Origin of the sequence: Mycoplana rhizolycopersici (genome assembly GCF_013378445.1) — a bacterium.
Lineage (GTDB): Bacteria > Pseudomonadota > Alphaproteobacteria > Rhizobiales > Rhizobiaceae > Mycoplana > Mycoplana rhizolycopersici.
Map to the genome: position 1 here is coordinate 18,440 of NZ_JABXYK010000021.1, position 13,808 is coordinate 32,247.

Below are 13,808 nucleotides of genomic sequence, written 5' to 3' on the forward strand. Positions count from 1 at the left end.
CCGCGCCGCTTCTGCGGCGCGGTTTCGTTTTGCGCACACCTTGTCGCTGACCATTTCCGTTCATGTGGTCGAAATGTGACACAGTGTTAGGTGGATGGAATAAAATACTATAAATTTTAGGGGTTTTCGTAATCTGAGGGAAAATTGAACTAAGGTATAGGGCTTTGGAGCGGGTCGAATTATCTCTTACGTAAGTCAGCGGACGTGACGGCGGCGCCCGTCGTGGAATCTGGCATTTGCAAAGCGTGTAGCAGTCTTTGATAGTTCTCCGACTGCGGCGCTGCTGCGGGGACAGAAGCGCTGCAAGGAAATGCCAGGGGGGATTTGATGATGAAACTGAAACTGACGCCGGGTGTCACGGGGCTCGTGGCCCTTGCCGTTTCCACATCGGCAATGGCCGGCGGACTCGAGCGCCATGGCTACGACGTCGATCTTCTGTTCGGGAACTCGCCGTTCTATTTCGACGGGTCGGTCACTTATGTAATGCCGAACCGCAAGATCAAGAATGCGAAGGACGAAAGCGTCCCGGAATCCGATCCGACCAATCTGAACTCGCTCGGATACTCCACTACGGCGGAGGAATACGAGAACTATGCCGATCCCTATCTCGGCGGAAAGGCCGCGATAGGCGATTCGATCGATTGCATGGTCGACTACTCCGAGCCGTGGGGCGCCAATTCCAATCCCGGTCGTCACTGGGCGGGCGCCAAGGACATGACCGAGATCGAGGTGTTCAGCCGGAACTACGGCGGTAGCTGCTCTTACAAGTTCGATGCCGGTCCTGGACAGTTCCGCATCATCGGCGGTGGCTTCTACCAGGAGATCGGCGGCCACAAGGAAGCGGTTGTATTCGCGCCGGAAATCCTGCCGGGTATGGGCGCGCTGATCGGGCAGGATTTCTCCGGATACAGCGGCCTTGGCCGTCTGGACGGCATGAAGGACAGCAGCGGTGGCTGGCGCCTCGGCATCGGCTACGAAATTCCCGAATACGCCATGCGCGCCAGCCTCGTCTATAACAGTCGCGTGAAATACGACAGCATCGACGGCACGCTGGACATGACGGGGGTTCCCGCAGCTGCCGCCCTTTTGGAACTCGATCCCATGAAGCGGGCGCTCTATTCGCGCATCTTTGGGGTCAACACGCCGGTAACAGGCTCTGCCACGCTGCCGGATTCGCTGGAACTCAAGCTGCAGTCGGGTATCGCGCCGGACTGGCTGGCTTTCGGTTCGGTCAAGTGGACGAACTGGAGCCTGCTGCAGACGGTGGAATTCACCTGCGCGGGCAGCGCCTCGTTCTGCGGCACGGCCGACGGTGTGGCCCTGACTTCGCTCGACCTGTACTACCGCGACGGCTGGACGGTGACGGGCGGCGTCGGCCACAAGTTCAACGATGAGTGGAGCGGCGGCGTCAGCCTGACCTGGGACCGCGGAACGAGCACGGTCACCGGCTCGCAGTCCGACAGTTGGACGGTGGGTCTGGGTGCTGCCTATACGCCAACGGAGAACGTCGAGCTTCGCGTCGCCGGTGCCCTCGGCGTCCTCACCAGCGGCCAGTCCAATCCCGTCCACATGACGACGACAAGCTACGACTTCGGCACGGACTACGTGTCGGCACTATCGGGCGAGTTGAGGGTTAAATTCTGATTTACCAGAGTTTCCATTGAAGTAGGCCCGGGTCATATCCGGGCCTTTTTTATGGTCGATCATGTATCGTCGCTGGATGAACCGGCGGGCTTATGGTTGACGAGTACTCTTCTCCTTTTGCGGATGTGCCGATTTGGCAACACATTCTTTGCGATAGTCTGCTAGAGAGGAATGAGGAGCTGTCTTGTCCATTTCCCGCCACAAACAGGGAGCAGCGATGGGGCTCTAGAGCGCGCTTGCGGACGAGCGCCAGAGGAACAGATGAACCGAGTGACGCCATTGATCGCTGGACTGTCTGACGGACACCTGAAGGGTGTTTCGGCGGGGGTCGGGATTGTTGCCATGGCGCACGACCGGAACACGGCTGACCTTGTTCAAGTCCTTGTTCCTGTTGCCGAAAGCCGCATTCCGCTTGTTGCGGACAGCTGCGGAAGATTGCTGTAGCCATGTACAAGTCTGAGTTTCTTTCGTTGAAATGTGTGGCCCTTGGCCTTTGTCTTTCCTTAAGTCAGGGGATGCTGGCGACGCGCGCGCTTGCCTTTGATCCCTCGGCTGGCGTGAACAAGGAAAGCCGCCCGTTCGATCTCTTCAAGTTTGGCTTTTTCTCCTACAAGGAAGGGCGCAAGGACGACGCGATCGAGGCCTATCGCTATGCCGCTGAAAAGGGGCACACGGGCTCGCGCTGGGCGCTTGCCAACATGTATGCCGATGGCGATGGCGTGCCGGAGAACGATCTCGAGGCGTTCAAGATCTACAGCGAGATTGCGAGCCAAGGCATCGAACCGGGATCGGAAGATACGGGCTTCTTCGCCAATGCCCTGATCGCCCTGGCCGGCTACTACACCCGCGGTATCCCCGACAGCCCCGTTAGCGTCGATCTCTCGCAGGCCCGCCAGCTCTATTTCCAGGCCGCATCCACCTTCGGCATTCCGCAGGCCCAGTTCGAGCTCGCCCGCATGATGCTGTCGGGCGAGGGCGGTGCGTCCAACGTCCACCAGGCCAAGAAGTGGCTGAACCGGGCGCAGAAGAACGGTCACGCCGCGGCCATGGGGCTTCTCGGCAACATAATTTTCCAGGAAGGCCAGTCCGCGCGCGGGCTGGCGATGATGACGGCCGCACTCGACACCTGTTCGCCCAAGGACAAGCCCTGGCTGCAGGAGATGCAGGAACAGGCCTTCTCGCTTGCCAGCGAAAAGGACCGCCGCTCAGCGGTTTCCATGACCGAAAAGATGAAGCGCGGCGTCAACTGACTACGCGTACGATTTTTCACCGGCAATTCTGACCGCTGTTCGTAACGCAGGCGCCGCCGGCTCAGGCGAGATGCGCCACGACAGGCACGTGGTCGGACGGCTTTTCCCAGTTGCGGACATGCTTTTCCACGTCGGCGCTGAGAAGGCGGTCCGAAGCCTCCGGCGACAGCATCAGATGATCGATGCGGATGCCGTTGTTCTTCGGCCAGCAACCGGCCTGATAGTCCCAGAAGGTGTAGAGCGGTGTTGCGTCGGTCGAAGCGCGCACGGCATCGACGAAGCCGAGGTTTGCCAGCCGCCGGAACGCCTGTCGCGTCGGCGGCAGGTAGAGGGCGTCGTTCTGCCAGACCTTCACGTCCCAGCAGTCGTGCGGCTCGGGAATGACGTTGTAGTCGCCCGCAAGAACGAGCGGTTCCTCCAGCCGTAGCCGGTCTTGCGCAAACGTAGCAAGCCGCTCCATCCAGGAAAGCTTGTAGGGATACTTGACCGGGTCCTGCGGCGGGTTGCCGTTGGGCAGGTAGATCGAGCAGACCCGGATGGCTCCGCTTCCTAAGGTAAACACGCCCTCGATGAAGCGCGACTGCTCGTCTCCTTCGCCCCCCGGCAGGCCGCGATTGATTTCATCCGGCCGGAACTTCGAGAGCAGCGCCACGCCGTTGAAGCCCTTCTGGCCATGTGTCTCGACGTGGTAGCCGAGCGCTTCCACCTCGAGGCGCGGGAAGGCGTCGTCCTGGCACTTGATTTCCTGCAGGGCGACGATGTCTGGCTGCGATTCCTTCAGCCAGGCCAGCAGATTGTCGATGCGCGCGCGCACGCCGTTGATGTTCCAGGTCGCGATCTTCATCGGCAGTCTCCATTGCAGCAGGACCCGTGCGGGTCGCGGCCCTTTCTAGCCGCTCCGATTTCCTTTGACAAACCGCTTCGTTGCCCCATGCTGACGATGCAACCCTGAGGGAGGGCAGGGCGGCGGCCATGCCACACAGATCGCGTCGGCCCGCACCATTCCGCGCGCCCAAGCGCGACGGAAAACAGGGGAACCCGATGTCATCAACAGATACCACGCATCCCGTCGATACAGTCCTGCCGACGGGACGGCTAGCCACGCTGGGCCTCCAGCACGTCCTTGTCATGTATGCCGGTGCGGTCGCCGTGCCGCTGATCATCGGCCGCGCGCTGAAGTTGCCGCCCGAAGACGTCGCCTTCCTGATCTCGGCCGATCTTTTTGCCTGCGGCATTGTCACGCTGATCCAGTCGTTCGGCCTCACCCAATGGTACGGCATCCGCCTGCCGGTTATGATGGGTGTCACCTTCGCCGCCGTCGGCCCTATGCTGTCCATGGCGGCCGTCACCAGCGGCACCGAGGGCGCGCGCGTGATCTTCGGCTCGATCATCGGCGCCGGGATCATCTCCATGTTGATCGCGCCTCTGGTCAGCCGGCTCCTGCGCTTCTTCCCGCCGGTCGTCACCGGTACGATCATCCTCGTCATCGGCGTGTCGCTGATGCGCATCGGCATCAACTGGATCTTCGGCAATCCGGTTGGGCCAACCGCGCCGAGCCTGGTCGATCCGGCGCACAGCGCCTGGCTCGACGGCGTGAAGGCGATCGCAGGCGAGGGCGCAACGGTCGCCGCGGTGCCGGAAAAGCTGGCGCTGGCGGCCACCGTGCCGAACCCGGCCTATGCGCCCCTGCAGGGCATGGCGCTTTCCGCCGTTGTCCTGCTGTCGATCCTGCTGATCGCCCGCTTCGGACGCGGCTTCGTCGCGAACATCGCCGTGCTGCTCGGCATCATCATCGGCGCCGTCGTTGCCAGCGCCACCGGCCTGATGGGCTTCGCCAAGGTCGGGGAGGCTGCCTGGTTCGCCCCGATCATGCCGTTTCATTTCGGTGCGCCGATTTTCGATCCGCTGCTGATCTTCACCATGTGCATCGTCATGATCGTCGTCATGATCGAATCGACCGGCATGTTCCTGGCGCTGGGCGAGATGACCGACAAACCGGTCACGCGGCCGATGCTGTCGGCAGGCCTGCGCACCGACGGGCTTGGCACGCTGATCGGCGGCATCTTCAATACCTTCCCCTACACGAGCTTCTCTCAGAATGTCGGCCTCGTCGGGGTGACGGGCGTCAAGTCGCGCTTCGTTTGCGTGGCCGGCGGCATCATCCTGGTGCTGCTCGGACTGCTGCCGAAGGTGGCGGCCCTGGTGGAATCGCTGCCAACCGCCGTGCTCGGCGGCGCCGGGCTCGTCATGTTCGGCATGGTTGCCGCAACCGGGATCCGCATCCTTGCTACCGTCGATTTCAAGACCAGCCGCAACAATCTGTTCGTGGTGGCGGTCTCGCTCGGTTTCGGGATGATCCCGCTGATCGCGCCGAACTTCAAGCAATGGATCGCCCACGGCCTGCATCCGCTGATCGATTCGGGCATCCTGCTCGCCTCGCTGGCGGCCGTGCTGCTGAACATGTTCTTCAATGGCGCGAGCTATGACGAACGCAGCACGAAGGTCGCCGCGATGGCGGCGGATGGCGGCCACTGAGAAAACGTGCGATGGGCGGCTGGCTCCGGGCCGCCCATCGCACCTGTGTCGAGGCTAAAAGCTAGATGGAGAAGCTCGTGCCACAGCCGCAGCTTGCGACTGCGTTCGGGTTCCTGATCTGGAACGACTGGCCCATCAGGTTGTCGATGAAATCGATCTCCGAGCCATCCATGTAAACGAGCGAAAGCTGGTCGATGAGAACACGGGCGTTTCCCTTCTCCAGCACGATGTCGTCGTCGGCCGCTGCCGTGTCGACGAGGTCGAACTTGTAGGAGAATCCGGAACAGCCGCCGCCCTCGACGGAAACGCGCATGGCGCTCTTGTCGGGATCGGCGCCCAGAATGGTCGCGATGCGTTTTGCAGCCGCATCGGACAGGGTTACGGTCTTGTCGCTCATCAACACCTCCGGGCGGGTTCAAGGTCCGCCGAGAATCGATTCTGTGCCGCGGCCGGCGGCCGTGGCTCCTCACGTCGTTGAAGCGCTTTCCGCAAGTTCATGAATCGAAATGCATATTCGCATCACGCTTGCAGTGCGCTTTCACGCTGTGCACACTATAGGTATGAAGGCATCGGGGCCGCGTCAATGGGCGGCCCGAATGCGGGTGAGCTATGACACTGGACAGACATGCCCTCGGTTTCGGCGCAGGCCAAAGGGCAATCTTTGCGGCCGATCCCTGGTCGAGCCGCGGACGGCTTTTCGATGAGGTCACGAGCCCGACGCGCTCGGATTTCCAGCGTGACCGCGACCGGATCGTCCATACCACGGCCTTTCGCCGCCTCAAGCACAAGACCCAGGTCTTCATCGCCGCGGACGGCGACCACTATCGCACGCGCCTGACGCATACCATTGAGGTCGCGCAGATCGCCCGCGCGCTCGCCCGCGCTCTGAGGCTGGACGAGGACCTCGCCGAGGGGGTGGCGCTGGTGCACGACTTTGGCCACACGCCCTTTGGTCACACCGGCGAGGACGCGCTGCATGAGGCGCTGCTGCCCTATGGCGGCTTCGACCACAATGCCCAATCGTTGCGCATTGTCACCAAGCTGGAGCGGCGCTATGCCGAATTCGACGGGCTGAACCTCACCTGGGAGACGCTGGAAGGGCTCGTCAAGCACAACGGGCCGCTGCTGACGCCGGACGGCGAGGGCATGCGCGGTCCCGTCCCTCAACCGATTCTCGACTACTGCGCCCTGCACGACCTGGAACTGGCAAGCTTTGCGAGCCTCGAGGCGCAGGTGGCGGCGATCGCCGACGACATCGCCTACAACACCCATGACATCGACGATGGCCTGCGGTCCGGTTACCTCTCCTTCGACATGCTGGAGGAAATCCCCTTCCTTGCCGGGCTTATGGCCGAGGTGCGCGGCCTTTATCCCGGGCTGGAGCCAGCGCGTTTCACCCATGAGATCATGCGCCGCCAGATTACCGCCATGGTCGAGGACGTGATCGGCTATGCGCAGGATTCCCTGCGCGCCGTTCAGCCGCAAAGCGCGGCCGACGTCCGTGCCGCAGGCCGCGTGATGGCGACGTTCTCGCAGGACATGGCGGTGACCGACAAGCAGATCAAGAAGATGCTGTTTTCCCGCATCTATCGCCATCCCGAAGTAATGCGCGTGCGCGCGAATGCGGCGTCCATCGTCACGGATCTGTTCAACGCCTATATGAACGATCCTGCGCTGATGCAGGGGCACTACTGGGTCGATTGCATGGCTGGCATGCCGGAGGCCGCCAAGGCCCGCCATGTCGGCGACTATCTCGCCGGAATGACCGACAACTACGCGATCAATACCCACAGGCGTCTGTTTGACCATACCCCGGAATTGCGATAGTCACCGGGCCCACTGGAAATTCAGCGCTTTGAGCGCATTGGCGCCTTCTGGCGTGCGGATGGATGACATGAACCTCTTTACCGATTTCGAATGCAGAATCAAAAGCGTGCTGGAGGAACTTGAGATCGTGCGCGAGAAGCGCGCCGATGTCGATTTCACCCGCGTCGGCGTCGAGCCGCCGCGCGATTCCAGCCATGGGGACGTCGCCACCAATGCCGCCATGGTGCTTGCCAAGCCGCTCGGCACCAATCCGCGGGCGCTGGCCGAACTGATCGTCGAGAAGCTGCGCCAGGACCCGGAAGTGGCCGAGGTCACGGTTGCCGGACCCGGCTTCATCAATGTGCGCCTGTCGGTCGGTTACTGGCAGAAGATCCTGGCCGACATGATCCGCAAGGCAACCGCCTTCGGTCGCAGCGAACTCGGCGCCGGCCGCAAGGTCAACGTGGAATACGTCTCGGCCAATCCGACCGGGCCGATGCACGTCGGCCATTGCCGTGGCGCGGTCGTCGGCGACGCCTTGGCGAACCTGCTCGCCTTCACCGGCTGCGAGGTCACGAAGGAATACTACATCAATGACGCCGGCTCCCAGGTGGACGTGCTCGCCCGTTCCGCCTTCCTGCGCTATCGCGAGGCGCTGGGGGAAAACGTCGGCGAGATCCCGCCCGGCCTTTATCCCGGCGATTATCTCGTGCCGGTCGGCAAGGCGCTGGCGAATGAATACGGCTCCAGCCTCCGCCTGATGCCGGAGGAGAAGTGGCTGCCGATCGTGAAAGACATCACCATCGACGCCATGATGGCGATGATCCGTGCCGATCTCGACGCGCTGAACGTCCATCACGACGTCTTCTTCTCCGAACGGACCCTGCACGCCAATGGCGGGGCGCCGATCCGCACGGCGATCAACGACCTCACCTTCAAGGGGCATGTCTACAAGGGCGTTCTGCCGCCGCCGAAGGGCCAGTTGCCGGAAGACTGGGAGGACCGCGAGCAGACGCTGTTCCGCTCCACCGAGGTCGGCGACGACATCGACCGGCCGCTGATCAAGTCCGACGGCAGCTATACGTATTTCGCCGCCGACGTCGCCTACTTCAAGGACAAGTTCGACCGCGGATTCAGCGAGATGATCTATATCCTCGGCGCCGATCACGGCGGCTACGTCAAGCGGCTGGAGGCGGTCTGCCGGGCGATCTCGGACGGCGACGCCAAGCTGACCGTGCTGCTCTGCCAGCTCGTCAAGCTGTTCCGCAACGGTGAACCGGTGAAGATGTCCAAGCGTTCCGGCGACTTCGTCACCCTGCGCGAGGTGGTGGACGAGGTCGGCCGCGATCCGGTCCGTTTCATGATGCTGTACCGCAAGAGTTCCGAGCCGCTCGATTTCGATTTCGCCAAGGTGACGGAACAGTCGAAGGACAATCCGGTCTTCTACGTCCAGTATGCGCATGCGCGCTGCATGTCCGTCTTCCGGCAGGCCGGCGAAGCCTTTCCGGGCCTTGAAATCGACAAGCTGGATTTGGCGTCCGCCATCGAAGGCAAAATTTCTGACCCGAATGAACTGCAGTTGCTTGCCAAGCTCGCAGAGTATCCGCGGATTGTGGAGGCGGCTGCACTCGCGCATGAGCCGCACCGCATCGCGTTTTACCTTTACGATCTCGCCAGCGCCTTCCATGCGCACTGGAACAAGGGTAAGGACCAGCCGGACTTACGTTTTGTTAATGATAAAGACAGAGAATTGAGTATAGCCAGACTCGGGCTGGTGTTTGCTGTTGCATCTGTTCTCAAGTCGGGACTCGCCATTACCGGTACGGCGGCGCCCGACGAGATGCGATAGCGTCACCATTTGCCCACAATAAGCTGGCAGACGCGATTTGTAGCTTGTGAGTGGAGCAGTATGGCAGACAAGAACCTTGCGAGAAGCGGAGCCGCTGACATCGACCTTCTGTCGGACGATGATCCTTTGGCGGAACTGGCACGCATTGTCGGCTACGAGCCACGCAATGTGCCGACGGCGGCGCGTCCCGTGCCGCCAGAGCCCCTTCAGGAGCCTGCCTTCGATCTCGAGGGTGAGTTGCTGCGCGAGTTCGCGCGCTACGACGCCCCGTCGCTCGATCCCGCAGGCGATCTTGACGAGCAGGCCGAACCGGTCGCGGTCAACCAGAATGCCCGTACCGTCGCAGACGTCGTTCCGGCCGTCGAGCACGTCGATGACGTCGATCCGGCAGCTGCAGTCCTTCCGGAGCCCTTCGACCAGCCGTCGCTGACGGCGCCACACGACTTCGCAGTCGAGCCTGAGTTGATAGCTCCTGTTGCGCTTGAATTGCCGGATGTCGGGCAGGGTGGTTATGAAACCATTCAGCCTGAGGCATCTGCGCCGTCGGTCGAGGCGGGAGAGGCTGTCGTTCAGCAGCCTGTGTTCCTGGGCCTCCAGCCCGTCGAAGCTCCCGCGGCGTCCATGGCGGTGGAGCCGCCGCTGTCGCTTGACCTCGATCAGGAACTGGAGCTTTCGCTGGGCGAGGCGTTCGCCGAGCAGCCGGAACCCGCCCACGTGGACGTCGCGGCAGCGTCATTTGTCGAGCGTCAGGACGAGCAGGCTTGGACCTCAATGCAGGGGCAGCCACAGTCGGAGCCCATCGAGCCGCAGCAGCAGCCAGCCGAGTTGACGCCGCACGCCGAGGTTCATGCCTATGATCCCGCCGCGTCCGGATATGCCGACGTTGATACCGGCACGGCGCATGCGGGCGTGTTGCAGGATTCGCTGGTCGAATCCCTGCCTGTCACGGAGCCATTCGACGTCCATGCTGGGGAAGGCGCGGCCGCCTATGCCGAGCCGCTGCCGGTGACGCCGGCAATCGGCGAGGGTGCGCACTTCGAAATGGAAGAAATCCCCGTCGAGATCGCCGCCGTCGATTTCGTTCCCGAGTGGACACCCGAACCGCACGCGGAGACCGCTCTCGTCGGCGCCGAAGACCTGCTTTCCGCCAATGTCCCGCACGACACCGCAGCGGAAGCCTACGCCGCAGCCGAGCCGAGCTATGCCGTGGCACCGCCGGTTCCTGCCACAGTCAGCCTTGATCTCGATGAGCTTCTGGCTGAGGTGGAGCGGTTCCCCGTTCCCGAAAGCCGGCCGCCCGTAATCGCGCCCGAGCCAGTCCGCCCGCGTCCGGGTACGCTCGAAGGCTTCTCGAACGTCAAGTTCAGCCGCGCGACCCCCGTCGCCCCGAGCCGCCAGCAGCAGGTTGAACCTGCATTCCCGCAGCCGGCCCCTGCAGCGGCGGCACCCGCGCCTGCCACGCCAGTGGCGCCCACCGTTGCTGAACCGCTGGCCGCAGTGCCCGCAGCCGAGCCCGTCATCGCACAGGCTCCCGCTTTGGAGCCGATCCCGGTCGACGTTGCTCCTGAGCCTGTCGCCGATTTGTCTTCGGCCGATCTGAGCGATCCTTTCGCAAACTTCGAACTTGATCTGTCGGACATCGAGTTCGACATGGATACGCCCGACCTTGGTCCGGCCCCGGAGGCTGCGGTGGCTCCCGTCTTGGCTCCGGTCTTGGCTCCCGAGCCGATCGTGGCCGCGGCAGCTGTCGCACCGGTTGCCGTAGCCGCCGCCCGCGCCGCGGCGCCGGCGCCTTTCATTCCCACGCCAACGCGTGCACCGGTTCCAGTCGCAACGGCCCCGGTCGCTGCCGACCCGGTTGTGCCGCGTTTCGAGCCGGCTCCTGTGCGGCCGGCACCCGAGCCGGTCCGCGCCGTGGAACGCCAGGATTTCGATTCGGTTCTGCCCTTCGATCCGTCGCTGATTGCCGAAACCGACGTCAGCGTCGGTCAGGTCGGCGATCTCAACGTGCCGCAGCTTCCGGTCGTCGAGAAGGAACGCCCGCCGGTCCACCAGCCGGACTACGATCTCGATATCGATGCCGAGATGGCGCAGCTCTTTGCTCCCGATCCGGCTGCCCCCGGCAATGGCCAGGGCTTCGATCGCGGCACCGCGGCGCCGGCGCCGGTTTCTGCCAAGGCGTCGCCGGGCCAGGCCGACGAGTTCGACAGGGCGCTGGAGGAAGACCTGCGCCGTTCGCTCTCGCAGCCCGAACGCCATGCCATCCCGCTGGATGCGCAGCAGGTGGACGATGACTATGTCGGAGACGGTTACGACGAGCCGGCTCGCCGGGGTCGCGGCCTGTTGATCGCCGCAGTTGCTGCGACCGTGGTCGTTCTCGGTGGCGGCGGCGTCTACGCCTATCTCTCGAGCGCCGGTGTCGTCGGCAGCGGCTCGGGCGAACCGCGCGTCATCATGGCCGACAAGGAGCCGGTCAAGATCGTGCCGGAAGAGCGCGGCGGCAAGAGCGTCCCGAATCAGGACAAGGCGGTCTACGACCGCGTCGCCGGCAAGCAGGACGCCGGTCCGCGCCAGGAGCAGCTCGTCACCACCACCGAAGAACCGATCGATGTGGTCCAGCGTACGCTGACGCCCGAATCCCTGCCGAACGATGGCCCGATCGAGGATCTGTCTGGAGACGTCACGGCCAACGCTGCTGCAGAGGACGATCGTCTGCTGCCGGGCGTGGATGATCAAGCCGACGTCGCCTCCGAACAGGAGGCCAAGGCCCCCGTCGTTTCCCCGCGCAAGGTGCGCACGATGATCGTGAAGCCCGACGGCACGCTGGTCGCACGGGAAGAGCCCGTGGCGGAGCCGGAAAACGCTCCGGCGCTGGCTGAAAGTACGCAGCCGGCCGAAACCAGCGGCAGCGCAGTCGCCAATGCCGGCGCATCCGCTGCCGCGGGGGCTGATACCGGCCTGCGCGCCGTTGCGTCCGACAATGCGGCGGCTGAGCCGAATGGCGACGATCGTGCACTGCAGGAAGTGGCTGGTGCTTCGGTTGACGGAACCGCTCCGGTCCGCCAGGTCAAGACGACGACAATCGGCGCCGCACCGGCAGGCGAGGCTGCCGTCGGTGCTCCGGTGCCGGAAACTCGTCCAACCGAGCAGCCGGTGGAGGTTGTCGGGACCGTGACGGAACGCGGCCGCGTGACCGACACCCGTCCGACCGAGACTGCCGCGCTTGCGAACGCTCCGGCCGAGCAGCCGGCAGCGACTGCAGCTGCCGCCCCGGCAAATCCGGGCGGGTACGTCATCCAGATCGCGTCGTTGCCTTCGGAAGCCGACGCGCAGAAGTCCTATAACAACCTGTCTGCCAAGTTTGGCGTGATCGCCGGCCGCGGAGTCGACATCAAGCGCGCGGACATTACCGGCAAGGGCACCTACTACCGGGTCCGCATTCCGGCCGGTTCGCGCGAAGAGGCCAATGCGCTTTGCGCCAAGTACAAGGCCGCGGGCGGAAGCTGCCTGGTCACCCGCTGAGCTGGGAGTAATCGTGAAATCGCAAATGGCGCGCCCTCGGGGCGCGCCATTTGCTTTTGGGCCGTTTGGAAAAGACGCCTGCATGCTCTCGCCTTTCGCTGCAAGGAGCTTATGATTCGGGCATGAGCGAATCGAAATCTTTCCTTTCCGGCTGCAAAGGCCTCGTGCTGACCGAAGATGAGAAGGCCTTCTTCAGGGACGAGCGTCCCTGGGGCTTCATCCTTTTCGGCCGTAACATCGGCGAACCGTCGCAGGTCGCGGACCTGACAGCGGCAATGCGTGAAACGGTCGGTGGCGATCCCGCCATCCCGGTCCTCATCGATCAGGAGGGCGGGCGCGTCCAGCGCATCAAGCCGCCACACGTGCCGCAATATCCCAACGCGGCAGCCCTCGGCGCCATTTACCGGCAGGATGAGGAAAAGGGCCTGCGCGCCGCCTGGCTGATGTCGCGCCTGTTCGCCTTCGATCTGTCGCGCCTCGGCGTCAACGTCGATTGCCTGCCGGTGCTCGACGTCGCCGTGCCTGGTGTCCACGACGTGATCGGCAACCGTGCCTACGGGCAGGAGCCTGGCATCGTCGCGGCGATGGGCAAGGCGGCATCCGACGGCCTGAAGGCCGGCGGTCTCCTGCCCGTCATGAAGCATATGCCGGGCCATGGCCGCACCATGGTCGATTCGCACCACGATCTGCCGGTCGTTACAGCGACCATCGCCGAGCTGGAGGCCGTCGATTTCGTGCCTTTCCAGCGGATGCGCGACGAACTGATGGCAATGTCGGCCCACATCGTCTTTACCGAAATCGATGCCGATAATCCGGCGACGACGTCGGCGAAGGTCGTCCGCGACATCATTCGCGGCCATATCGGCTTCGACGGCCTTCTGATGTCGGACGACGTCTCGATGAACGCGCTGCGCGGCGACATTGCAACCCGTACGCGCGGGATCGTCGCGGCTGGTCTCGATTTGGTCTTGCATTGCCACGGCATCATGGAAGAAATGATCGCGGTTGCCGAGAACGTGCCGGCGCTGGTAGGAGAAAGCCGCCGGCGCGCTGATGCGGTGACGGCTGGTTTCCCAAAGGCCGATGGTGCGGACGAGCAGGCCTTGCGGGAGGAATTCAACGCGCTGATCGCGGTTTCCTGAGGGTGTCATCCCTTGGGCAGTCCGCGCTGGGAGCCTAGGTGAACGGATCGCGGTTCAAGT

General features: G+C 63.5%; 9 protein-coding genes. 7 read left to right on the forward strand and 2 right to left on the reverse strand.

Annotation, left to right across the window (positions count from 1 at the left end):
* The first annotated feature begins 327 nt into the window (after positions 1-327).
* Positions 328-1,644, forward strand: coding sequence for an OmpP1/FadL family transporter (locus HV823_RS23250; RefSeq protein WP_176952059.1), 1,317 nt, complete (start codon positions 328-330; stop codon positions 1,642-1,644).
* Positions 1,645-2,090: 446 nt separating this feature from the next.
* Positions 2,091-2,894, forward strand: a complete 804-nt coding sequence (gene exoR, locus HV823_RS23255) for an exopolysaccharide production regulator ExoR (RefSeq protein ID WP_176952060.1) — start codon at positions 2,091-2,093, stop codon at positions 2,892-2,894.
* A gap of 61 nt (positions 2,895-2,955) precedes the next feature.
* Here exoR and xth read toward each other — a convergent pair whose 3' ends face one another.
* A complete protein-coding gene (gene xth, locus HV823_RS23260) occupies positions 2,956-3,738 on the reverse strand; it encodes an exodeoxyribonuclease III (protein ID WP_176952061.1) in 783 nt (260 codons plus the stop codon).
* A gap of 197 nt (positions 3,739-3,935) precedes the next feature.
* Here xth and HV823_RS23265 point away from each other — a divergent pair, with 197 nt between their 5' ends.
* Positions 3,936-5,429, forward strand: a complete 1,494-nt coding sequence (locus HV823_RS23265; RefSeq protein ID WP_176952062.1) for a nucleobase:cation symporter-2 family protein — start codon at positions 3,936-3,938, stop codon at positions 5,427-5,429.
* A gap of 61 nt (positions 5,430-5,490) precedes the next feature.
* On the opposite strand, the gene HV823_RS23270 is transcribed toward HV823_RS23265, so the two are convergent.
* Positions 5,491-5,826, reverse strand: coding sequence for a HesB/IscA family protein (locus tag HV823_RS23270; RefSeq protein ID WP_176952063.1), 336 nt, complete (start codon positions 5,824-5,826; stop codon positions 5,491-5,493).
* Positions 5,827-6,038: 212 nt separating this feature from the next.
* Here HV823_RS23270 and HV823_RS23275 point away from each other — a divergent pair, with 212 nt between their 5' ends.
* The 4 genes from HV823_RS23275 (at position 6,039) to nagZ (ending at position 13,748) form a co-directional block, all read left to right on the forward strand.
* Positions 6,039-7,256, forward strand: coding sequence for a deoxyguanosinetriphosphate triphosphohydrolase (locus HV823_RS23275; RefSeq protein ID WP_176952064.1), 1,218 nt, complete (start codon positions 6,039-6,041; stop codon positions 7,254-7,256).
* Between the two features lie 67 nt (positions 7,257-7,323).
* The gene (argS, locus tag HV823_RS23280) at positions 7,324-9,084 is read left to right on the forward strand and encodes an arginine--tRNA ligase (protein WP_176952065.1); all 1,761 of its coding nucleotides are present in this window, start codon (positions 7,324-7,326) and stop codon (positions 9,082-9,084) included.
* Positions 9,085-9,144: 60 nt separating this feature from the next.
* On the forward strand, positions 9,145-12,606 hold the full coding sequence (locus HV823_RS23285; protein WP_176952066.1) for an SPOR domain-containing protein: 3,462 nt from the start codon (positions 9,145-9,147) through the stop codon (positions 12,604-12,606).
* A gap of 122 nt (positions 12,607-12,728) precedes the next feature.
* Positions 12,729-13,748, forward strand: a complete 1,020-nt coding sequence (gene nagZ, locus HV823_RS23290; RefSeq protein ID WP_176952067.1) for a beta-N-acetylhexosaminidase — start codon at positions 12,729-12,731, stop codon at positions 13,746-13,748.
* Positions 13,749-13,808: the final 60 nt, after the last annotated feature.